Source organism: Hymenobacter sp. BRD67 (assembly GCF_013256425.1).
GTDB lineage: Bacteria > Bacteroidota > Bacteroidia > Cytophagales > Hymenobacteraceae > Hymenobacter.
This window is the reverse complement of sequence record NZ_CP053904.1, coordinates 3172366-3193577: the sequence shown is the minus strand read 5'-3', so window position 1 is coordinate 3193577 and position 21212 is coordinate 3172366. Positions and strand designations below refer to the sequence as shown.

The 21212-nt window shown below is 60.3% G+C and carries 20 protein-coding genes and 1 pseudogene; 7 read left to right on the top strand and 14 right to left on the bottom strand.

Annotation, left to right across the window (positions count from 1 at the left end; translation table 11 throughout):
• Positions 1-13: 13 nt before the first annotated feature.
• The 5 genes from GKZ67_RS14790 to GKZ67_RS14770 all read right to left on the bottom strand — a co-directional run bounded on the left by GKZ67_RS14790 (position 14) and on the right by GKZ67_RS14770 (position 4740).
• A complete protein-coding gene (locus GKZ67_RS14790) occupies positions 14-247 on the bottom strand; it encodes a hypothetical protein (protein ID WP_173243734.1) in 234 nt (77 codons plus the stop codon).
• On the bottom strand, positions 244-684 hold the full coding sequence (locus GKZ67_RS14785) for a two-component regulator propeller domain-containing protein (RefSeq protein ID WP_173243731.1): 441 nt from the start codon (positions 682-684) through the stop codon (positions 244-246). Before GKZ67_RS14785 ends, GKZ67_RS14790 begins: the two co-directional genes overlap by 4 nt.
• A gap of 338 nt (positions 685-1022) precedes the next feature.
• Complete coding sequence (locus tag GKZ67_RS14780; protein ID WP_173243728.1) at positions 1023-3380, bottom strand: PKD domain-containing protein; 2358 nt, start codon at positions 3378-3380, stop codon at positions 1023-1025.
• Positions 3374-3973, bottom strand: a complete 600-nt coding sequence (locus tag GKZ67_RS14775) for a hypothetical protein (RefSeq protein ID WP_173243725.1) — start codon at positions 3971-3973, stop codon at positions 3374-3376. The genes GKZ67_RS14780 and GKZ67_RS14775 overlap by 7 nt, the downstream gene beginning before the upstream one ends.
• The gene (locus GKZ67_RS14770; RefSeq protein ID WP_173243722.1) at positions 3970-4740 is read right to left on the bottom strand and encodes a hypothetical protein; all 771 of its coding nucleotides are present in this window, start codon (positions 4738-4740) and stop codon (positions 3970-3972) included. Before GKZ67_RS14770 ends, GKZ67_RS14775 begins: the two co-directional genes overlap by 4 nt.
• A 353-nt stretch (positions 4741-5093) precedes the next feature.
• On the opposite strand from GKZ67_RS14770, the gene GKZ67_RS14765 reads away from it, so the two are divergent.
• Complete coding sequence (locus GKZ67_RS14765) at positions 5094-5444, top strand: BrxA/BrxB family bacilliredoxin (protein ID WP_173243719.1); 351 nt, start codon at positions 5094-5096, stop codon at positions 5442-5444.
• Between the two features lie 75 nt (positions 5445-5519).
• Here GKZ67_RS14765 and GKZ67_RS14760 read toward each other — a convergent pair whose 3' ends face one another.
• Both GKZ67_RS14760 and recQ read right to left on the bottom strand, forming a co-directional pair.
• Positions 5520-5918 (bottom strand): GxxExxY protein, encoded by a 399-nt coding sequence (locus GKZ67_RS14760; protein ID WP_173243716.1) that lies wholly within the window; start codon positions 5916-5918, stop codon positions 5520-5522.
• A gap of 100 nt (positions 5919-6018) precedes the next feature.
• Complete coding sequence (gene recQ, locus GKZ67_RS14755; RefSeq protein WP_254244850.1) at positions 6019-8229, bottom strand: DNA helicase RecQ; 2211 nt, start codon at positions 8227-8229, stop codon at positions 6019-6021.
• A gap of 212 nt (positions 8230-8441) precedes the next feature.
• Between recQ and GKZ67_RS14750 the strand changes: the two genes are divergently transcribed.
• From GKZ67_RS14750 to GKZ67_RS14740, 3 genes and pseudogenes are all read left to right on the top strand, one after another.
• A complete protein-coding gene (locus GKZ67_RS14750; protein ID WP_410505021.1) occupies positions 8442-9452 on the top strand; it encodes an SIS domain-containing protein in 1011 nt (336 codons plus the stop codon).
• 113 nt (positions 9453-9565) lie between these two features.
• On the top strand, positions 9566-10387 hold the full coding sequence (locus GKZ67_RS14745) for a dolichyl-phosphate beta-glucosyltransferase (RefSeq protein ID WP_173243710.1): 822 nt from the start codon (positions 9566-9568) through the stop codon (positions 10385-10387).
• 57 nt (positions 10388-10444) lie between these two features.
• Positions 10445-11532: pseudogene (locus GKZ67_RS14740) on the top strand (mannose-1-phosphate guanylyltransferase).
• A gap of 131 nt (positions 11533-11663) precedes the next feature.
• Here the strand turns inward: GKZ67_RS14740 and GKZ67_RS14735 are convergent.
• The 4 genes from GKZ67_RS14735 to GKZ67_RS14720 are packed head-to-tail and all read right to left on the bottom strand — an operon-like array spanning position 11664 to position 14327.
• Positions 11664-12017 (bottom strand): hypothetical protein, encoded by a 354-nt coding sequence (locus tag GKZ67_RS14735; protein ID WP_173243707.1) that lies wholly within the window; start codon positions 12015-12017, stop codon positions 11664-11666.
• Positions 12018-12031: 14 nt separating this feature from the next.
• The gene (gene rlmB, locus GKZ67_RS14730) at positions 12032-12760 is read right to left on the bottom strand and encodes a 23S rRNA (guanosine(2251)-2'-O)-methyltransferase RlmB (RefSeq protein WP_173243704.1); all 729 of its coding nucleotides are present in this window, start codon (positions 12758-12760) and stop codon (positions 12032-12034) included.
• Positions 12724-13062: a hypothetical protein gene (locus tag GKZ67_RS14725; RefSeq protein ID WP_173243701.1), complete on the bottom strand. Its 339-nt coding sequence runs from the start codon at positions 13060-13062 to the stop codon at positions 12724-12726. The genes rlmB and GKZ67_RS14725 overlap by 37 nt, the downstream gene beginning before the upstream one ends.
• Complete coding sequence (locus tag GKZ67_RS14720) at positions 13035-14327, bottom strand: GWxTD domain-containing protein (protein WP_173243698.1); 1293 nt, start codon at positions 14325-14327, stop codon at positions 13035-13037. Before GKZ67_RS14720 ends, GKZ67_RS14725 begins: the two co-directional genes overlap by 28 nt.
• A 7-nt stretch (positions 14328-14334) precedes the next feature.
• On the opposite strand from GKZ67_RS14720, the gene GKZ67_RS14715 reads away from it, so the two are divergent.
• On the top strand, positions 14335-14628 hold the full coding sequence (locus GKZ67_RS14715) for a DUF4834 family protein (protein WP_173243695.1): 294 nt from the start codon (positions 14335-14337) through the stop codon (positions 14626-14628).
• A gap of 269 nt (positions 14629-14897) precedes the next feature.
• On the opposite strand, the gene GKZ67_RS14710 is transcribed toward GKZ67_RS14715, so the two are convergent.
• Together GKZ67_RS14710 and GKZ67_RS14705 are read right to left on the bottom strand one after the other, a co-directional pair.
• Positions 14898-17567, bottom strand: coding sequence for a DUF5686 and carboxypeptidase regulatory-like domain-containing protein (locus GKZ67_RS14710; protein ID WP_173243693.1), 2670 nt, complete (start codon positions 17565-17567; stop codon positions 14898-14900).
• A 91-nt stretch (positions 17568-17658) separates the two neighbouring features.
• Entirely contained in the window at positions 17659-18516 is an 858-nt protein-coding gene (locus GKZ67_RS14705; RefSeq protein ID WP_173243690.1) for a DMT family transporter, read from the bottom strand.
• Between the two features lie 138 nt (positions 18517-18654).
• Between GKZ67_RS14705 and GKZ67_RS14700 the strand changes: the two genes are divergently transcribed.
• Positions 18655-19152 carry a regulatory protein RecX gene (locus tag GKZ67_RS14700; protein WP_173243686.1) on the top strand — a complete coding sequence of 166 codons (498 nt, stop codon included), beginning with the start codon at positions 18655-18657 and terminating at the stop codon, positions 19150-19152.
• Positions 19153-19243: 91 nt separating this feature from the next.
• Here GKZ67_RS14700 and GKZ67_RS14695 read toward each other — a convergent pair whose 3' ends face one another.
• Entirely contained in the window at positions 19244-19882 is a 639-nt protein-coding gene (locus GKZ67_RS14695) for a DUF4230 domain-containing protein (protein ID WP_254244849.1), read from the bottom strand.
• Positions 19883-19984: 102 nt separating this feature from the next.
• Between GKZ67_RS14695 and GKZ67_RS14690 the strand changes: the two genes are divergently transcribed.
• On the top strand, positions 19985-21190 hold the full coding sequence (locus tag GKZ67_RS14690) for a hypothetical protein (protein WP_173243683.1): 1206 nt from the start codon (positions 19985-19987) through the stop codon (positions 21188-21190).
• The last annotated feature ends 22 nt before the right edge of the window (positions 21191-21212 follow it).

The window sequence follows — 21212 nt, the reverse complement described above, 5'->3', positions numbered from 1 at the left end:
GCCGTAGCAGTACCTACCCAAAAGCCCCCCCCAAGGCGGCGGGGCGCGCCAGCAGCACGGTAGCCGCTTCGCCAGTAGGGGGGCGCGCCGGAGCCAGCGGATGAGTAGCTTTACCTAAAGCGGGTAGCTGATAGTACAAAGTGCCATTGCTGGTGCCCCATACCTGCTGTTGCCGGTCTGCATCAGGCAGGCTGCTGAGCAGCAGGTCGTGGCCCGGTGCGCCGGCTGGCTTAGGCCATAGGCTCAAAAAGCGGTCGGCGTGCTGCCATAGGCCTTGGCCGGCGGTGCCCAGCCAGGCATTGCCTTCACGGTCTTCGAGCAGGCAGGTGGGTACCACATCGGCAGGAAGGGGCAGGTGGAAGCGGCGTCGATACGCCCCAGGCGGGCAGTATCGGGAGCAGGCGACCCCACGCGGCCCGCCGGGCCGCCCCGCGTGGTGGTAGGCGCAGCGCGAAAAGCGTCGCCCGCCAGCCGCACCGACCGGCTGCCCTCGTGGTGCAGCACCCAGAGGGCGCCACTGGCCGGGTCTTCCCAAAGGCCCGTTACGAAGTTCTCGGCCAGGCCATCGCGGGTGGTGAGCGTAACAAAGCGGCTGCCATCGTAGCGCACCAGGCCCTCTGCGGTGCCCAGCCAGAGGTAGCCTTGCCGGTCTTGCAGCAGGCAGTAGATAAATGGCTGGCTCAAGCCTTCTGCGGGACCAAAATGCCGCACGAATGCCCGCGGTGCCGGGGCCGCATAGCTCAGTCCTGGCAGCAGGCCCGCCAGCAGTAAGGCGAAACATATTATTTTTCTTATATAATATAAAATCAATGTGAAGTCTGAAAAATAAGAAGTGCTACAAAAGACAGGTCGGTTATTCTCCGCAAGTTACCAGCCCCTGCCAGCTTTCGGGCGGGCTTCTGGCCGGCTAGGGGAAGTTACTCGGTCAGCACGGTGATTTTGCCCGCCGACGTGCGGCCGGGGCCAAAAGCAAAGGGCCGGGCTACTGCCCGGCCCTTGCCAAAAGCGGTTGAGCCAGCCTGCTACTCAAACACGAGGCGCCGCGCGGCCGGGGTGCCGCCAGCCGGAGTGTACAGCAGGTTGTAAAGGCCCGGTGCTAGGCCAGGGCGCAGGGTGCGCTCGAGTACGGCTCCGCTTTGCTGCACCTGCTCCTGCCACACTACGCGGCCCAGGTCATCGACCAGGCGCAGGCCTACGCTGCCGGTAAAGGCGGGCAGGCGTACGGTAAGCGTACCGCCCTGGGGCGTGGGGTTGGGCCAGGCTTCGAGGCCTACGACGCTGGCCGCCGAAGTCAGGCTGAGTAGATTATTGCCAACCAGTACATTATCGAGGTAGAGGTACTGGCCGTAGCCGTTGCGCCCCACAAAGCGGATAACCACCGACTTACCAGCGTAGGGAGTCAGGTCGACGCGCTCCTGCCGCCAGTCGGCCCCCGAAGCGGGCAGGAAGATAGTCTGGTCTTTGGGCGACGTAGTAGGCAGTGTCCCCGCCGCGCCTTTGGCGTATGGCTTACCCAGAATGGCTCCGGAGCAGGCATCCGCAATCTGCACGCTCAGCGAGTCGAGCTGCTGGTTGCTCACTTTGCCGTAAGCCACATCGAAGAGCAGGGTAGGGCTGGCGCCAGTCAGGCTCAGGGCCGGCGAGTACACGGCATCGTGCTCACCCACATTCGAGTCGAACCAGAACGGCGCCCGCAGGGCGCGGGTCGGCTGGTTGTTGCGCCCGATAATATTGTCGGCCAGCGTCCAGGTCACGCCGTGGTCGGGGTTAACGATGGACCAGCCCGGCGGTAGCGTCTGGGTATTGGGCGTATTGTCGAACGTTTCGGCCAGCGGCAGGAGGCGGCCACCCACCGCCACCAGAATAGTGGTGGTAGTGCTGCCATACGCATTGCTCACGGTGAGCGTAGCCGTGTAGTTGCCCGCCGTGGCGTAGGCTACTGTGCCGGGGCTGGCAGCAGTCGAAGTGGCGGGCGTGCCGCCCGGAAAGCTCCAGCTATAGGTACCGGGACAGTAGGCGGCCGTGCTGCTGAACGTAACGCTGCCGCCGGCACAAATGCTGGCATTGGTGGTCGTGACGGTGGCCTGCGGGGCGCGGCCGTAGATAAACACATAGCCCGTGTCGGTGCGGGCTACCGTCCCGTTGGCATTGCTTACGCTCAGCACCACCGGGTAGTGGCCGGGCGTGTTGTAAACTACTGCTGGGTTGGGCAAGGTGGAAGCGGCCGGCGTGCCACCGGCAAAAGTCCAGGCGTAGGTAGTGGGCTTAAACAGCGAAGAGTCAGCATACTGCACCGTCAGGCCCGGGCAGCCGATAGTAGGCTGGCTGGAATGATAAAGCGCCACCGGCGCGGGGCTCAGGCCCGTAACGGCGATGTCGTCGAATACCCGCCCGGCCTGGGAAGTGGTGTTGCTGCCCGTGGCGGCGCCCGCTCCGTACTGCTGAAACTTCAGGCGCACATCATTGCCCAGCGTAACGCCCAGTGTAGTGGCCAGCTGCGTCAGGTTTACCGATTTGGTCTGGTAAGTGGTAGTTGCGTTGGTGCCGGTGAGGTCAAATACCCGGTACCAGGTAGTGCCGCCATCTACGCTCAGCGCCACGCCGTCGGAACTGCTGGAGCCGGTAAACTGCGTCGGCATTAGCTCGTCGGTTTCGGCAGCCAGCTTACGCTCTCTAAAAGTCAGCAGCGCATTGCTGGCCGTTACACCGTTGAAATACCATACTGCCTCATTCAGGGCGCGGTTGCTAATGCCGGGGTACGAATCGAGCAGCAAATGGTGAACGCCGGAGGCCGGGTTGAGGGTCGTGACTACCTGCACCCGGCCCGCCCGCGTGCTGTTCACAGTCCAGCTGGTAGGCAGTGCGCCTTTTTCCATGTCTTCTACCGCCGGCGGCGTAGTAGCCGCAACGGGCCCATAAATCGCCGTAAAGGCATCAACCAGGCCTGGCCCCGTGAGCGGGTCGGTGGTCGTGGCGCCAATCAGGCGGGCCGTTGTGGCCATCCGGGTGTACACCTGGGCCGGCGTTAGCGTGGGCTCCGACTGCCGCAGCAGCGCGGCCACGGCTGCCGCGTGCGGGGCTGCCGCCGAAGTGCCGAAAAAATTGGGGAAGCCATCGCCTTCGTAGTCGTTGGCACTGGTCCCAAACGAGGAGGTGTTGACGCCATCAATAGCCGCCAGGTTGGGCTTTTGGCGCACTTCGGGGGTAATAAGGGGTGTGCCGTCGGGCGCAAACAGGAAGGTTGGTGTTCCTTTCGACGTAAAGCTTTCGGGCGCGCGGGGGTTGTCGTAGCGCACAGCCGCTACCGATATGGCCGCCGCCGCCGCCGTGTGCCCGACAATGGTGCCGCTGTTGGTTTGCCATTCGGTGGGACCTACCACGGTGGGGAGAGGCCGTTCAGCTCGTTTACATATTTGATGCGCGTCGGATTGGCCGTGCCTGCCCGACGACGAATTACGAGGTCAAACGCCGTGGTATGAGTTTGGGTGGTGTCGTTATGAAAACCAATATATTCGGCCGGATATTCCAGCTGGATATTGTTGTCGGTCGAGCTGGCCACTACAACGCCTTTAGCCGAAATCAGGAAAACATCCAGGTCGGTTTTAACGCCGTTAGCGGTATAAAACGGGTCCGACCATTGCAGCGGCAGCTGCAGGTCGTTGCCGTTCATCACTACGAAGCGCTGGGTGGTATCGGGAGTGCTGGTAGTGGAGAAATTCAGCTTGCCTACTCCTTTGGCATCGTTGATGAAAACAGGGGCCGTATTCTCATAGCTGTTGTTGGCATTGTTGCCCGCCGACGAGAAGTAGCTGACGCTCCGCTGACTTACTACCTGCGTAATAGCCTGCGCGATAACGCCATCCTGAAAAAACGGCTCGTTGAAGTAGCCTACATCATCTACTATCACCTGGCAGTTGCCCAGGGCCGGGTCGGCCAGCCGGATAATCTGGTTGGCAAAGTCTCCTTCACTCACATTAGCCGTACTGAACGCCAGCGGCGAGCCGGGGCCAGGTCGTGCACAATCTGGCACATGGCGCGGCCTTCGTCGGTGGTGCCGTCGTCGAGCAGCACCTGCACGCCGGTGGCGGGCAGGTCGCCGGTGGCAATGTCAGTAGCGGCCCCGTTGAGCGAATTAAACGAGTCGCTGATAACTCCTACCCGCACGCCCTTGCCGTCGAGGTTGCGCGGCTGCAGCGCACGGGTGCGGGCTGCTTCCATCGTAACATCACCCTGGCTGGTAGTGGCCCCTACGCGCAGCAGGGGTCGGTAGCTGGGAATTACACCCAGCAGCCCCTGGGCCGAAAGCGCCGCGATGCCCTGGCTGCCGGGTGCCAGCTGGCTCACGGGCAGCAGGCCTTCCACAAAGTGCAGATTGGGAAAAGAGGCTAGCGTTACAAACCCCTTGCTGAGCAGGCTTGGCAGCAGCGCCGTTACATTCTGGGCCATGATGCGCACCAGTACCGAGGTGCCGCTCTTTCCAAAGCGCAGCTGCGGAAAGGTCTGGCTTGCCGCGCTGGCGGCCAGACTGCGATTGGCCAGTCCGACTTGATAGAGGCGCTGCAAATCGCCGCTCAGGCGCGAGCCAGCGTCGGTGCGCTGGGCGGTGATAGCCAGCGCCGCTACCTGCGGCTGCGTCGCTGCCTGACGCAGCGAGCCGGGCAGCGGGACGGGCTTCTGGGCTTGAGCAGAGTAGCTAAAGCCAGCGCAAACAGCCAGCGCGCAGATAACTGCCCGTGGCATCCGTGGAAGAAAGTTTGGAATCATTCAGGAAATAATAGATGAACTAATAATGAAAAAAAATCGAATTTACGGCTTCATAATGAGGCTACTAGCCGCCGTGAAGCAAGATAATAGCAAGCAGGCAATCGGGCTGTTGGGGCGGCAGCCGGGCTTGGCGCTTCCGAACCTTTTGCTAGCTACGGGGCTTGTACTGCATTAATGCGGCCAGGCCGTATTTTTGTAGTGGTGCAGGAAGCAGTTCTGCTTCTCTGCGCCTTCCTAGTAACTTTTCTGCTGTATAAAATGGCTGTTTACCCCGAATACATGGTCGCCCCATCCGCCAGGACCTGGTAGAGGCAGGCTTTGAGCAACTGATGTCGCCCCAGGAAGTCGATGCGGCGCTGGCCGAGAAAGAAGGCACCGTGCTGGTTGCCGTTAATTCGGTGTGTGGCTGTGCCGCCGCGAAGGCCCGCCCCGCCCTGAAGCTGGCCCTGGCCAGTGCCGATAAAAAGCCGGCTAAGCTGGTCACCGTTTTTGCCGGCATGGAAACCGATGCCGTGGCCAAAATGCGCGAGCACTTGCTGCCTTACCCGCCCTCGTCGCCCTGCATCGGCCTTTTCAAAGATGGTGAGCTGGTGCATATGATTGAGCGCTACCACATTGAAGGCTCTGACCTCATGCGCATTGTGAACAACCTGCAAGGCGCTTTTGAGGAGTATTGCTAGACCACGGCTTAGCGCGGATAATAGCGGATTTCACGGATTTTGTGGACGGCTTCAACGGTGTTGAGGCCGTCTTTTTTATACCCTGGGCTGGCGGGTAGGATTATGGAGCAGACGTCGTAACCTAAGGCTGGCTTCACCAAAATTTAGGAGTAGAGCTACTTCCAGCCGATAAGCTTTCAGGTAGTTTATCGTTTGTGCATAGTGTGCATCAGACAATACGCTCACGGCTTTTAATTCAACCAGTACCTGACCCTCAATTAGAAAATCGGCGCGCCGGGCACCGATAGCGGGGTCTTTATAAAAAACGGGTAACTGAATCTCCCCTTGCAAACTAACCCCTTCCTGCTTTAGCTCCACCGCTAGTCCGCGTTGATAAATCAACTCAGGAAAGCCGCTGCCAAGCTCACTATGTACCCGCATCGCACAGCCGATAACTCTTCTGGTAAGGTCGTGGAAACGGGTATCAAGTAGCATAAATACAAATAAAGCAAAATATAAAAAAAGACGGCCTCAACACCGTTGAAGCCGTCCACAAAATCCGTGAAATCCGCTATTATCCGCGCTAAGCCGTGGTCTAATTAGCCACTTCGCTCAGAAACTTGATGCGCATTAACCTTACCTCTTCCTCAGTAAAGTCATCGGGCCCGAGCTCAGTCATTGCCAGGGCAATATTGTCGGAGCTGGCCGACATAAAGTAGTCGAAAATCTCGTCCTGCTTATCCTCGTCTACCACATCCTGAATGTAATAGTCCAGGTTGAGGCGAGTGCCCGAGTAGCATATATGCTCAATTTCCTCTACCAGGTCGGCCATCGAAATGCCCTGGCTGCGGGCAATACCCGCCAAATCCATTTTCTTATCTATCTGCTGAATAATATATATTTTCAGCTTTGAGCGGTTGACGGTAGACTTAATAATGACATCGGCCGCCGTTTCGATGTCGTTGTCTTCCACATACTTCTTGACGGCCGCCACGAAGGGCGCGCCAAACTTCTGCGCTTTGCCCTGGCCTACGCCCGAAATATGGGTCAGCTCGTGCAGGCTTTGCGGGTAGGTAGTAGCCATTTCTTTCAGGCTGGGGTCCTGAAAGAGTACATAGGGCGGCAGGTTTTTCTGCTTGGCTACTTGCTTGCGCAGCTCCTTCAGCAGGGTAAACAGCGCCTCGTCGTGGCCGGCAGCCTGCTGCACCTTTTCCTCATCTTCTTCCTCCTGCTTCTCGGCCTCAAAATCGTGGTCTTTGGTCAGCGTGAACGGATGCGGATTTTCGATAAAATCAATGCCTTTTTCGGTGATGCGAACCAGGCCGATAGAGTCGATATCCTTCTCCAGCAGGCCGTTGAGCAGGCACTGGCGCAACACCGATTGCCAGTGCTGCATATCGCCGCTCAGCTCCTTGCCCTGGCCGTACACCGGCAGGCCGCTGTGGCCGTAGCTTTCGATGTGCGGGTTATTGAGCCCCAGCAACACCTGCGCCACGTGGTCCAGCCCAAAGCGCGCTTCGGTCTGGACCACGGCCCGCAACGCCAGGCCTACGTGCCGGGTGCCGTCAAACTTCTCTTTCGGATGGCGGCAGTTGTCGCAAAAGCCGCAGTCTTTGTCGAGGTGTTCGCCAAAATAATGCAGCAGCTGGCGGCGGCGGCACACGGCGCTCTCCGAGTAGTTCGTCATTTCCAGCAGCAGCTGCCGGGCATTGTCGCGCTCGGTTACGGGCTTGTCCTTGCTGAATTTTTCGAGCTTCAGAATATCATCGTAGCTGTAAAACATCAGGCAGTTGCCTTCCAGGCCATCGCGGCCGCCGCGGCCGGTTTCCTGGTAGTAGCCCTCAATGCTTTTCGGCGCGTCGTAGTGAATAACAAAGCGCACGTCGGGCTTATCGATGCCCATGCCGAAGGCAATAGTTGCCACAATCACGTCGCAGTCCTCATTCAGAAACGCGTCCTGATTGTTCATGCGCGTGTGCGGGTCGAGCCCGGCGTGGTAGGGCAGGGCCCGCACGTCGTTGACGCGCAGCAGCTCGGCCACTTCTTCTACCTTCTTGCGGCTCAGGCAGTAAATAATGCCGGCCTTGCCTTTGTGCGACTGCACGTACTGAATCAGCTGCTTCTTGGTATTGCGCTTGGCCCGCACCTCATAGTAGAGGTTGGTGCGGTTAAACGACGTTTTAAACACGCTCGCGTCGTCCATGTGCAGGTTTTTCTGGATATCGAGCTGCACCTTGGGCGTGGCCGTGGCCGTGAGGGCAATCAGCGGAATGCGCCCGCCCAGGTTGTCAATAATACCCCGAATCTTGCGGTACTCGGGCCGGAAATCGTGGCCCCATTCCGAGATGCAGTGCGCCTCGTCGATGGCCACGAAGGAGATGCTGGCTTTTTGGAGAAAAGCAATAGTGTCTTCTTTGGTCAGGCTCTCGGGCGCCACGTATAGCAGCCGTACTTCGCCCGAAATCACGTCTTTTCTGACGCGGTTCATCTCCGTCTTGGTCAGCGTAGAATTGTACACCTGCGCGTTTACCCCAAATGCCGAGAGCTGGTCAACCTGATTTTTCATCAGGGCAATAAGCGGCGAGATAACGATGGCCGTCCCCGGCAGCACCAGCGCCGGCAGCTGGTAACACAGGCTCTTGCCTGCCCCGGTAGGCATGATGACGAATGTATTGTTGCCAGCTAATATATTCTGAATAACAGCTTCTTGCGTTCCTCTGAACTGACCAAAACCGAATACTTCCTTAAGCTTGGTTTTTAATTCAGCAGTCGCAATAACTGGTTCTTCAACGGCGGTCAGTGACATAGACTAGCAAAATAAGGCGAGGCGGAGCGCGTAGGTTATTAGCGAAGATAAGCAGGAAGTGAACTTTTCTTTTAAAATCGGCCATCGACACGTAACATTTCAGAAAAGTTCCGAACCAAGGCTGCCAAAGTCCTAAACCGCGGGGCGGTTCGTGTGCATTCCTTTGCGCGCTGTTGTGACCCATGTCACACTTATGCAGCGTATTTTTGGCCGTGCAACCGACTTCCACTCCTCCTGCCGCTGCGACGGCCCCCGTTGATGTGCTGGCCGTGGCCCGTCAGGTGCTGCTTACCGAAGCCGATGCCCTGCGCGACGTCGCGCAGGCCGTGGGCGCTACGCCCGATTTTGCTGCCTGCGTGGTGGCGCTACTGGCTCTTCGGGGCCGCGTGGTTGTGACGGGCGTGGGCAAAAGCGCCCACATTGCCGGCAAGCTGGTGGCTACGCTCAACGGGACGGGCACGCCCGCCTTGTTTATGCACGCCGCCGATGCCATTCATGGCGACCTGGGCATGATTCAGGGCGAAGATTTCGTCATTGCCATCAGCAAAAGCGGCGACACGCCCGAAATAAAGGTGTTGGTGCCGCTGCTACGCCGCAAAGGCGTGCCCCTGGCCGCACTCGTAAGCAATGCCGATTCGTATTTAGCCAAGCAGGCCGATTTTGTGCTGCACGCGCCGGTGCGCCGCGAGGCCTGCCCCCACGACCTGGCCCCTACTACCAGCACCACAGCCGCCCTGGCCCTGGGTGATGCCCTGGCCGTGTGCCTGCTCGAAAGCCGCCAGTTTTCGGCCCAAGATTTTGCGCGCCTCCACCCTGGCGGCACCCTGGGTAAAAAGCTGTATCTGACGGTGGGTGACCTCAGCCGCCAGAACCAGCGCCCGCAGGTGAGCCTGGCCGCGCCGCTACGCGATGTGCTGCTCGAAATTTCGGGTAAGCGCCTGGGTGCCACCGCAGTGCTCGACGAAGCCGGCCGCCTGGCGGGCATCATCACCGACGGCGACCTGCGCCGGATGCTGGGCCGCGGCCACCTGGCCGAGTTGGAAACAGTTGCCGCCCGCGATATTCTGACGCCTCACCCGGCTACCATTGAACTCACCGAGTTTGCCGCCGAAGCCCTGGCCCGGATGCAGGCCCGCAATATCACGCAGCTGATAGTAACGGAGAACGGACAGTTTGCCGGGTTCATTCACTTGCACGACTTGCTGCGAGAAGGTTTGGTATAAGAAGTCATAAGTTTAATATTTATAATATATGATTTAAAAAATATTTATTAAGCTGAATTTTAACGTTGATAGCGGCCTTTTCCTTTATATTTCCTGTTCTTTTCACACTACTTGTGTTTCCGAGTGCAGCCTCCCTGGTTTCTTTCCTTATCCCAGCCTACAATGAAAGCGCGCGCTTAGGCCACACGCTCAGGCAGGTACTAAAGTATCTTGATGCCCAGCCGTATGCCAGCGAGGTGCTGGTAGTAGATGACGGCTCGGCCGACGATACGGCCCAGGTAGCGGAAGCTTTTTTTGCTGACCACGCCGGCCGGGTAAGTACCCGCGTGCTTAGCTACCAGCCCAATCGGGGTAAGGGCTATGCCGTGCGCCAGGGCTTGCTGGCGGCGCAGGGGCAGGTGGCCGTGTTTTCGGATGCCGACCTCTCGACGCCCATTGAAGAATTGCCCAAGCTGCTGAATCCCCTGCTGGCGGGCACCTATGATGTCGTTTTTGGTTCGCGGGCGCTCGACCGCAGCCTTATCGGGGTGCATCAGCCCTGGCTGCGCGAGCAAAGCGGCCGGGTCTTCAACCTGGTAATGCGGCTGGCTACCGGCCTGCCTTACTGGGACACGCAATGTGGCTTCAAAGCTTTTCGGCTGGCCGTGTGCCGCCCCGTGGTGGAGGCCGCCGTGCTCGACCGCTTCGGGTTTGATGTGGAGCTGCTGTACCTGGCCTACCGCGCCGGCCTGCGCCTGCTTGAGCAGCCTGTGCGCTGGAATGACGCGGCCGGCAGCAAAGTAAGCTTTCTAAGCGGCCTCGGCGGCTTTAGCGAGCTGCGGCAGCTGCGCCGCCGGGCTGCCCGGGGCTACTACGACGGGGCGCTGCGCCTCACGCGAATAGCCGCCGCCAATGCGGCGCCACTGGCCTTATCCAGCCAACCGGCCGGAGGGTAAGCCGCGCCGCTGCCATCCTTTTGCACTTTACTCTTTCGCCCTCCCACCTATCGCCCCATGAATCATACTTATCTCGTCGTGATGGCGGGCGGTATCGGCAGTCGCTTCTGGCCGTTCAGCCGCACTCAGTACCCCAAGCAGTTTCATGATGTGCTGGGGGTAGGGCGTTCCATGCTACAGCTTACCGTGGACCGCTTTCGGGGCATCTGCCCACCCGAAAACGTATTTGTAGTTACCAATCGCGACTATATCGGGCTGGTACACGAGCATTTGCCCGAGCTGCCACCCAGTCAGATTCTGGGTGAGCCCATTGGCCGAAATACGGGTCCCTGCATTGCCTACGCCAGCTACTGCATTGCCCAGCGCGACCCGCAGGCTACGCTAATCATCTCCCCGCCGACCATGCCGTGCTGCGCGAGGAAGAGTTTCGGCGACTGATTCGCGAAGCGGTGGTGGCGGCCCGCCAGCACGCGGTGCTCATTACGCTGGGTATTCAGCCCTCCCGGCCGGATACTGGGTATGGCTACATTCAATATATGGATGATGCTGTTCATCGCCTGCCCGACAGCAATCTTTATAAGGTGAAAACATTCACTGAAAAGCCGAATGCTGACCTGGCCCGCATGTTTATCGATAGCGGCGACTTTCTATGGAATGCCGGCCTTTTTGTGTGGCGGGCCGATGTCATTATCGAGGCTTTTCACCAGTGCCTGAGCGATATAGCTGAGGTATTTGACGAGGGGAAAACCCAGCTTGGCACGCCGCAGGAAGCCGCTTTTATCGACGAGGCTTACTCGCGCTGCCGCAACATCAGCATCGATTTCGGGGTGATGGAAAAAGCCGATAACGTATACGTGCTGCCCGCCGATATCGGCTGGAGCGACCTCGGCACCTGGGACTCGCTGCACCAGGTGAGCCCCCACGATGCCCAGGGCAACGTAGTTGATGGCGAGGTGCTGCTCTATGATACCCGCGACTGCCTCATTAAAACACCCCACGAGCGCCTGGTGGTGGTGCAGGGCCTCGAAGGCTACATTGTGGCCGAGCACGACAACGTGCTGCTCATCTGCCAGCGCTCAGAAGAGCAGCGCGTGAAAGAGTTTGTGGCCGACGTGAAAGCCAAGAAGGGGGTAGGGTATAATTAGCGCCTGCCATATAAAAATAACCAGGGCTCCCGCACATGGCAGGAGTCCTGGTTATTTTACTTTCACTCCTGCCACTGACTGCGGGAGCCGGCTTGTTTTTACGGGGCCGGGCCACTCTTACTTGGCGGATGTTACCAATTTAGCCAACGCATAAATAGGTTGAATTTTTCTATCCCAAGTTCCGCTGGATATTTCCGCTGCACCTCTGGCTCCGGCAGCTGTTCAAGAAGATAATTAAAAAGAAAAGCTTGCTGGCTGCGGTCATATCTGACCCGTACTACTTCGTGGTGTATGGCAAAGGGCGTGTACTTGCTAATGACCAACTCATCTAAAGACGTAACAGCAAAAACCCGTTGAGCCAATGAGGTGCCTTTAATATGCTGCACCAGCGCTAGCAATTCTTCCTGATGCCACCCTTGGCTATTTAAGTCAACAAAATGGCTTTCAATAGAATCCCAAGACCTGGATGATACTAGCTGGCTCATCGTTGTCAGAATAGCTACCCCCGGCTTTTCGCCACTTCAAACAGCATGATGCCGGCGGCGACGCCCACGTTCAGGCTTTGAATCTGGCCGCTCATCGGGATGCGCAGGCGCTGGTCGCAGAGGCGCAGCAATTCGGGCGAGATGCCGTCTTCCTCCGAGCCCATGACCACGGCGATGGGGCCGCTAAGGCTGGCGGGCTCGGTGTGGCCGAGGTCGGCATCGGCCTTTTCGGTGCAGGCGATAACGGTAAGGCCGCTCTCCTTCAGAAAGTTGATGGTCTGGCGCAGGTCGGCCTCGCGGCATACTGGCAGGATGTTGAGCGCGCCGGCCGAGGTTTTTACGGCATCGCCGTTGATTTGGGCCGCGCCGTGCGCGGGCACTACCAGCGCCTGCACCCCCATACACTCGGCGGTGCGGGCAATGGCGCCAAAGTTGCGCACGTCGGTCACCCGGTCGAGCAGCAGCAGAAAGGGCACTTTTCCATCCTCAAACAAACCGGCCAGCAGCGAGTCGAGCGGAGCGAAGTCGATAGGCGATACAAATGCCACCGCGCCCTGGTGGTTTTTGCGGGTGAGGCCTTCGAGCTTTTCCAGCGGCACCAGCGACACAGGTACGTTGGCTTCGCGGGCCAGGGCCGAGATATCTTGCGTGAGCGAGTTTTTGGTGCCCCGCAGCAGGAAAATCTTGTCTAGCGTCCGGCCCGCATTCAGCGCTTCCAGAATGGGGCGCAGCCCAAAAAGCATGTCGATGCTACGGTCGGCAGCGGGGCGGGTAGTGTGCTCTTTATAAACGGGACTGCTGCCGCGCTCCTGGCCCCGACCTTCGGCCGGTCGGTTGGGCGTGACCTGCCGGCCGCGCTCATCATAAAACGGGCGCTGGGGCGGGCTCTGCTGGCTCCGTCGTTGCTGCCGGTACGGCGGCGGTCGTCGCCGCTGGCCGGCCGGCCGGCCCGGCGCTCGTTGTTAGCAGCACCTTCGCGAAAGCGGCGGGGCACGTAGTCGTCGCTGAACCCGTCGTTTAGCGGGCGGTCGTCCTTGTTCTCCATTGTTCTACGGCGGCATACCAGAGCATTTCGTACTCGGGTCGGCGCACCAGTTCGTAGTTATCAGGCGCTAAGGTACTAGGGCGGGGCCGGAAGGTGAAGGCCACGGCCTCGCCCTGGCGGCCGGCCTGGTCATAGTGCCAGCGCTCTTCGCCGCTGGGCAGGCGGCGCACGCTTTGGGGCGGCCCCAGCACCACGTAAAGCAGGCCCCGGTCGGTAAGCCAGCCAGCTTTGTGGCCGGTAAATACTTCATTGGCAGTGGTTACGCGGCTGTAGTAGCGCCGTATCATCTCCCGGCCCCGCACCTGGTCACCGCCCGCTGCGTCGAGCCAAAAGCGGTCAATTGCCCGCTTGGGGTCAGCCGCTTTCAGCAAGGCCTGGCGCTCGGCGGCTGTGGTAAGATAAAGCAGGGGCTCAATAACCTCGGGGGCGGTGCTTTGGCCGGGAAAGCTGGCTGGCACTACCAGCAGCGGCACCGTATGCCTGGGCTCGCCGCCCGCGCCGCCAACTTTCAGCGCATATAAGCCTTGCGAAGGAAGGCGCAGCAGACTACCCGCCGGCACTGGCGCCGCCGACGAATCGATAATGCCCAGCGTGCGCGGGGCGGCGGCCTGGCTACGCGGGTCGGTAAAGGGTGGCAGGGCCGGCGTGCCGGTGGGGTAGCGCCGCCAGCGTACGGGCTGCACCGGCCCATACGTGGCTACTGCCACCCCTTCGCCGGCATTCAGATAAGGCCGGTCGAGCACCAGCCCGGTCGAGTCGAGCAGTACGAAGGGGCGGCTCAGCAGCTCGGGTGTGAGGCGTAGCCAGGCGGTAGTGGCCGCGTCCTGGTCAGGGCTGGGCGGCTGGTTGGTAAGCGAGGGCTTGTCGAGGCTCACTTGCAGCACTGCGCCCGCCGTGAGGCGGGCCGCGCTCACAGCTGCCGTCAGCACCTGCACCGGGGCGGCCGGGTTGCTGCCGGGGTAGGGGCGGGCGGCGCGTACTTCCTGCCACAGCGGCTGCTTGGCTTCGTAGGTAGCCCAGCCGGTGAGGCGCAGCATGGTGGCCGCGGAACCCGGAGCGGGGGCTGGGCGGTTTAGAAAAATACGCAGACTATCGCCCTCGCGGCGCACTATGGGCCGCAGCCGGTCGGGTACCGGGCGGTATAGCCCGGCAAAGTCGGGCGTAGCCAGCCAATGAGGACTGGCGGCCAGGCTAGTGAGGCCCGCCAGCAGCAGCGCCGCCCAGAACCCAGGCCCGGTCCCGTCGTAAATTGCCTTTCTTTTCAAACTGCTCATGGCTTTCACGCTTTCGCTACTGCTGTTTTTTTTACTTGTACGGTTTGTGCTGCCTCAGGTGCTGCGGGCAGTGCTGGGCAGCTTTGTGCGGCAGCAGGTGCATAAGGCGCAGCAAGGCGGATTTTATGCGCCGCCCGGCGCTGGCCCGATGGGCGGCCAACAGGCACCGCCGCAAGAGCCCACTACCAGGCCCGGCCAGGTGCGCGTCGACTATGTGCCGCCCACCGCGCCTGGTGAGCATAAGCACGAATTTCGCGGCGGCGAGTATGTGGATTATGAAGAGGTAAAGTAAGAGGCGCGCTGCTGCACACCTCGCTAAGCACTTTCCCCCGCTCCTCTCCGAAAAAGAAGGGAGGAGCCTGACAGCATTTTTTAGACATTGCTGTATTGAGGAATGATGGCGATAATGTCTACGGCGGCCCAGACGAATTTCTATGCTTCGTCGGCAGCAGCGCAGCCGATGTCATCGAGGCACTTTATACAAACAAAACCCCACCGGAAATACCCGCGCTCCGTCCACAAAATCCGTGAAATCCGGTAAAATCCGCGCCAATCTGTGGTCTAGAAACCCAGCCCCAGGCGTATGCCCGTACCCACGCGCTGCCCACTTTGCAGCCCGGTATAGAAGTCGACGCGTACTACTTTAAAAATGTGCTCCACGCCCGCCCCCAGCTCTACATAATGTCCAATCTGAGCGGTATGCAGGTAATTGAGAGACATGACTTCCTGCCATTTCAGCGCTCGTAGCAGCGGAATTTTATTGAAGATAAAGCCATTAAAATGGTGGTTGAAATGCCCTTCGAAGTAGCTGGCGCGGGTGCTGTACTGGTAGTAGTCGAGCAGCTGAAACTCATTGAAGTTAGCCGCCAGCAGGGTGCGGTTGCCCGAGAAATGGCGGTAGTCGGCAAACGTCATTCCTTCCTGCTTGCCCACAAAGCCGCCCACTACGGCTTGCACCGTGGAGGTGCCCAGCAGCCCGAACTGCATAGTATGGCGCACTGAGGCTTGCAGCAGCAGGTAGCGCACGTCGGCTCCCAGCAGGTGCGGCACGGCCAGCCGGCCCTGCACGTTGAAGGTCGGCCACTTCGAGCCCAGGTTGAACTTGCCATCGGGCCGGGTGATGTAGCGCTGGCCGGGCTTGTAGCTGAGGCTCAGGCCCAGGGTGGCGGCCTGGCTGCTGCCAAAGCCGGTGCCCTGCGGTGCTTCCTCGGCCACGGGCTGGTTGGGGGTGAAGGCCCGGCCCGGCACGTCGTGCCAGAGATAGTCGGCCGTATTTACCAGCTCCACCCGGTTGAAGTAGCTGGCCGAGCCGCGCACCGTGAGCCCATTCACCGGCTCCCAGAAGTAGCTTAGCTCGGCCCCATCGCGGCGGTAGAGCTTGGCGTAGTTGCGGTTGGCATAAAGCGAATACGTGGTGTTGATAAACGGCGTGAGCTGCGAGTTGCGGTCGAAGTTCTCAATAGTGCGACCCGCCACCAGGCCAAGCTGCCGCAGTTTCACCGCGTCGAGCTGCCAGTTTGCGGTCAGGCTGGGCTGCAATTGCTTGTTGCTGAAGCCGTAGCGCAAAGTAGGCGTCAGGTTCACGAAGCGGCGGTCGTCGGTGCGCTGGGTGTAGGTGGCCTGGGCATTCAGCACGTACCCTTCTACCGTGTTGTATTGCAGCTCGTTGAAGATGGGGGCTACTACGAAGCTGCGCTTGGCGAAGCTATTGCTGTAGGTGTAGCCCGTGAGCAGCAGCTTGCCGGGGCTAAGGGCGTTGCGCTTGCGGTCGAGGGAGTCCTGGTAGGGGCGCGACTTGCGTACCACCTCGCTGCTGTCTTTTTTATGATAGTCAATCTTTTCTTCTTCCGTGAGGGGCACCGGGCGCACCTGGCTCCAGTAGGTGGTATCGCGCTCGTTCACCCCTTTTTCGATGAGCTGCACCTCGCCTTTTCTCATACGGGCAATGGGGTCGTGGCGCAGCGAGTCGTGCCGGGCCTGCTGCACCTGGCGGCGCACCTGCCGGTTGAGGCCCGCCAGGTTGGGCTTTTCGCGCCGAATCTGGCGCGTCAGCTCCTTGGTGGTAACGGGCGCTATGGCTGGCGGCGTACTGGGCGGGCTGCCGGGCGCCGGCACCAGGGGCCTTGCCTCGGGCGGTGCGGGGTAAGTGGGCACTACGTGGTCGTAGTTGGAAAAAACGGCCGTGACGTAGCCCGTGCCTTTAAAGCCGAAGGCCGAAAAATCGACGGCCAGCTTCTGCGATTGAATAACCCAGGCGTGTGGCGCACCCGACGCGGGGGCAAACAGCTGCTCGATGTGCAGGTCGTCGACGTAATCGAGCTGGGCATCTTTGGTAAGGCGCAGGTCTACGGAATGTATCCTCCATGAGCCATCTACTATATAGATAAAACCCGCAAAAACCGGGTCGGAGTGGCGGCGCGGAATAACCCGGATTTTATGCACCAGCTCGCCGTTTTGCTGGGTGCTGCCTACCAGCTCGTACTGGTAAAAAAGCAGCGCATTGGCGGCAATCGGCGATACGAAGCCGCGCTCCGAAAAGCCCGATTTTACCAGGTTATTATAAAAGCTGAGGCCGCGCCCGGCGCTGGCCCGGTTGAAGCTGATGCCGTGCGAGTCGCCGCTGACCCGGCTCGACAGCATGTGCTCTTTCACCACATCGGGCTGCGTAAAGGCAATGTCGGACAAGCTTTCGGATAAATAAAAAATGCCGGGCTTAACGTCGGGGCCGACTTTTATAAGGCCGAAAATCTTGCTGGGCGTTTCGCTGAGGCGGCCCAGACTTTTGATGTAGATGCGGGCCCGGAAAGCGGCTACCTCGCGCTGGTGGTAGGCCCGCCACTGCTGCGCGTGCTGAATAATGGCGTAAGCTGGGTCGCGGTCGGAGCCGCGCACCGTAACTTCCGTGAGGCTGTACGACTCCGGAACCAGCGTTATATTAAAAGTCACGGTAGAGTCGTTGGCGGGCACGCGCACGGTTTCGGTGCGCGGGCGGTAGCCTACATACTGAAAAACAAGCTGGTAGGTACCTGCGCTAAGCCGTAGCTGGTACTGGCCCTGCTCATTGGAGCCCGTGCTGGTGGCCGAGCCGCGCACGGCCACATTGGCAAAAGGCAGGCCCGCGCCGTCGGGGCCGCTAACCTTGCCCTTGATGATGCCGGCCTGCGCCGCGCCGGCCAGCAATAGCCAACAGCTAAGCGCCAAGTAAAACCGCACCCGAGTAGTGATAACCATAAGCAAATACCCTTCTAAAGCAGTCGGCAAGATAGGGCCTCCGCTCAGGTAGAGGCCTGCCAGCAGGGCAGCGATTGGCAGCCCACTGGCTTTAGGCAGAGTGTTGCTGGTGCCGCGCCGAGTACCAGGCGTTCAGGCCCACCCCCAGCAGCACCAGCGCAATGCCCGGATAGACGGTAGCCTTTACGGTATCGCCAAATACAAAATAGCCCAGCGCCGTGGCGTAGATAAGGCCCAGGTAGTCGAGGGCGGCCAGGAAGCCGGCCTGCTGTTCCTGAAAAGCCAGCGTGATGCACCACAGCGCTACGTGGGTGAGTACGCCGGCCAGCGCCAGCCATAGCCAATCGCTGCCCTGCGGCCATTTCCAGCCAAAAAGCATCCAGACGGAAGCAATAGCCAGGGGCACGATGTTGAAGTAGAATACCGGTACCAGTGGCGCAACTTTAGCGCCTACCCGTCGCAAAAAGGCACTGCTCAGCCCCGACGATACTGCCGACCCTACCCCCAGCAGCACCCCTGCCGAAAGTAGCCCGGCCGTGCCCTTGGCCAGCACTACGCCAGCGATGGCTACGGCGTAAAACACGCCCTGCCAGGGCCGTAGCGGCTCATTCACCAGCCAGATGGCGGCTATCGCCGTTACGGCCGGGGCCAGGTAGCTGAGCGTAATGGCCCCGGCCAGCGGTAGCACCTTCAGCGCCAGAAAGCCCAGAATAAGTGAGCCGGCCCCAAAAATGCCCCGCCCCAGCAGGTTGGGCCGCGCTTCGGGCGGGCCCCACACGGGCACCCCGGTGCGGTGCAATTGCCAGCTGGTAAGCAGAAGTGAGATAAGGCAGCGGGCAAAAATAATTTCGGCCGTGGGCACGTCGGCCAGCTTCTTTACGGCTACGTTGACGACGGCCAGCATGGCCGTCGAGGCCAGCATATAGAGGATTCCGGGCGAAACGCGCATAGAGGCAAAGGCAAGTAGCCCCGGCACGCCGGCACGTTTGGGCTTCGCCAATCGTTGGCTTAGGCCGGCGGCTCGCCTGCTACAACGGCCCCGCCGCTACTTCGTTTCCGTACTTTACGGCGGCTCACTGCATTTTTTATGTTTAAAAACCCCGATAAGGCTTCTAAGACCTATACGCCCGGTGAGGCGCTACCCAAAATCGCGGCTTATTGTGCCTACCAGGAGCGTACGCAGAAGGAGGTTGCCGACAAGCTGAAAAGCTACGGCCTCGACGAAGACGAAGCCGGCGAGATTATTATCCGCCTTGGCCGCGAGAAGCTGCTCGACGAGGAGCGCTATGCCCAGGCGTATGCCCGCGGCAAGCATCGCACCAACGGCTGGGGCCGTCGCCGCATCAGGCTGGAGATGAAGGCGAAAGGCCTGAGTGACTACTGCATCAAAAGCGGCCTCAAAGAGCTCGATGGCGATGAGTATTTCGACAAGCTCAAGCAGCTGCTTGGCCAGCGCGATGCCCGCGAAAAAGAAGCCCACCCCCTGAAACGCAAGATGAAGCTCATGGCTTACCTCACGCAAAAAGGCTACGAGTCGGACCTGATTCAGGAAGCGTTAGGTGAGCTTAATATAAGAAATGATTAATGCTTTCTTGCAGCAGGGTTCGTAAAGATGTTTTAGGGGGCCAGGCGTTTGGCTGGGACACAGGGCGCGGCAAAAGCTAACAGTTTTTTTGTCAAGGAAATATAGGTAGGGCCTTACAGCTTGCGCGGCGGCACCGGGGCCACGAGCCGCCCGCCAATAACCACGCGCCGCCCGTAAGCGTGTGCAGCATGGGCACCAGAATCTGCTGGGCGTTGCGCTGGGTTTCGGCCAGAATGCCCGATTGCAGGGCTGAGCGGCGTACCTGCGCCTCGGCATAGCGATAGGCCTCATCAACGAGCTCGGCATCCTGAAAAAAACCATTCTCGGTGCTGAATACCCGGCTCTGGCTGTGGTCGACCTGAAAAGCGCACAGCTCCGGGGCCGGCAGGATGATGCGCACTACCGAGTCGCCTTCAAACGTCACATCCTGGGGCCTTAGCTGGCGCAGGTCGAGGCAGCCCACGGCTTCGCCGCCCACGATGAGCGCGGCCTTGGCATCGGGCAAAAACGGGTACTTGGCCGAGCGCTTGTACTCTACCACGTCCTTAAAGCGGTAGCGTACCAGCTCCAGCTTGCCCAGGGCTTCTACCTGGGTAAGCACCGTGTTGTGCGTCACCGTCACCTGCGGCTCACGCGCTGCCAGCGTGGAACCGATTTTTCGCCACAAAAACACCCCCAGGGCAACGAGAGCAAGCAACGGAAACAGGCGGCGAATGAGGCGGGGCAGCATAAGGGCAGCAGTAAGCTAAGCCGTAGCTTATACGGGCAAGCGCCGCGCAAGCTACGGCGGCCCGTACGCGTGAGCTGGCCGCGGGTGTAGCTTTGGCCCGCTATGCGCTCGCTTTCACACTTCGTTGCTATACTTGGCCGACGCTGCTGGCGGGTGCACCCCTGGCTGCTGCTGGGGCTATGGCTGCTGGTGCAGGCTGGATTTCTGCTCAAGTTTCACGGCCCGCACTACGCCAACGACAGCGCTCGCTACCTTAACTACGCTGCCAACCTGGCCACCCACGGCTACTACCAGCTGGAGCCGGGGGCCGCCTCGGCTACCATTGCCAACAACGGGGTCGATACGTTTCAGTACGAGCACAATCAGCGCTACATCTTGTACCCCTGGTTTCAGAGCGTGTGGCTGCGGCTGCACGCCGGCTGGTGGGGCATTGTGCTGGCCCAGCTGGCTGTTTCCGGGGTGGCGGCACGGGCGCTGTACGCGGCAGTGAGGCGGCTGGCGCCGGGCGGGCGCGCCGCTGCGGTGGCTACCGCCTTGTTTATCGCGTGGCCCGATGTGCAGCAGTTCAACTGCTACCTGCTCACCGAGTCGCTGTTCATCAGCTTGTCGGTACTCTCGTTTTGGGCGCTGGTGCGGGTGCGCGCCGGCGGCTGGGGGGCCTGGGTACTGCTGGTGAGCCTGCTGCTGCTCACGGCGCTGGTGCGGCCCAATGGCTTCGTTGTAGCTGGGGCCGCTGGGGTCGCGGGGCTGGCCGTGCTTTACACCCGGCAGCGCCGGCTTTTCTGGGGCGCCATCGGACTGGGCGTGCTGGCAGTGCCGCTGGTGGTGTGGTGGCTCAACTATCAGCTAATCAGCTTTTTTATTGTAGAAACTTACCAGCGCGGCGAGCTAATGTTTGCTACGCCAGTATGGGCTATTCATCCAGGCGCGCCCCTCGATATGCCGCCCGCTGGCATTGGCCAGATGTCGCGGGTGCTGTACTTTGCCGCCCACAATCCCGGCTTCCTGGCCCGGCTCATGCTGGGTAAGCTCCTCGTGTTTTTCAGCAGCGTGAAGCCCTACTATTCACTTGGTCATCGCCTGCTGAGTGTGCTAGTGCTGTGGCCGTTGTACTGGCTGGCAGTCCGCGCCATCCGCCGCGCCGACGTGTGGCTGCCGGCGCGGGCGTTTCTGGCCGGCGTGCCGCTGCTGCAAGCCGCGGTGGTTATGCTCACCGTTGATGACTACGACGTGCGCTTTCTGGCCCCGGTGCTGCCGTTTGTGTTTGGGCTGGCTGCTTTGCAGCTCACGGCCAACAGCAAGCGGTGAGCAAGCGCTTTCCCGGCCACGG